The following is a 697-nucleotide window of genomic DNA, read 5'->3' as shown; positions in this document are numbered from 1 at the left end:
CGGGCCTCCCGTCCGTCGCCCACCTACGCTGGGTGCCGTGCCCCGATTCCTCGCCACCCCGACCCTCGTCGCCCTCTGGCTCGGCCTGCTGGCCGTCGTGGTCGGGGTCGTGTTCGTGTTGACGGCGCCGTCGGCCTCGGCGGAATGGTTCGCGTACGCGCCCCTGGCCCACGTCACGTTCGTCCCGAGCGTGCGCCCGTGGCATCTGACGGTCGGACCGGTCCTCGTGCTGGTGGGCGCGGTCGTCGCGGCGTTCGCCCTCGGCAGACTCAGCGCGCGCCGCCGGAGCTGATCCGGACGCGTCCAGCGGACGTCCGGACTCAGCTGCCGTCGACTGGCACCATGGCGGGATGGCCGAGCAGCACCCCCCGGGCCCGCACAAGCCGGGCCGCCCGCCCCGGCCACGCCGGCGCAGTCTCGCGCAGCACGACCTGCGCGACGCACGGGCCCGGCTGCGCGGCACGATCTACGAGCACGTCGAGCCCGACGCCAAGGGGCGCGACCAGTACACGGCGACGCAGATCGTCGACTTCTGCCTCGACCTGGCCGAGGTCATGCTCGCCTCCGGTGCCGACACCCGCAGCGTCGAGACGGCCGTCGTCGCGGTCTCGACGAAGTGGAACCTCGCCCCGCTCGACCTGGACTTCTCCGGCAGCTCGGTGACCATCCAGTACGCCCCGGCCGACGTCCCGCCGCT

General features: G+C 73.9%; 1 protein-coding gene and 1 pseudogene. Both read left to right on the top strand.

The genetic code is table 11. The features are described 5' to 3' along the window. Positions 1–37: 37 nt before the first annotated feature. Complete coding sequence (locus BIU95_RS12040) at positions 38–292, top strand: hypothetical protein (protein ID WP_071251766.1); 255 nt, start codon at positions 38–40, stop codon at positions 290–292. Between the two features lie 58 nt (positions 293–350). Beyond that, positions 351–697, top strand: a pseudogene (locus BIU95_RS12035) (threonine/serine exporter family protein); the annotation flags it as partial.

Source organism: Curtobacterium sp. MCBA15_007 (assembly GCF_001864905.1).
GTDB lineage: Bacteria > Actinomycetota > Actinomycetes > Actinomycetales > Microbacteriaceae > Curtobacterium > Curtobacterium poinsettiae.
This window is presented reverse-complemented; position numbering and strand designations above follow the sequence as displayed.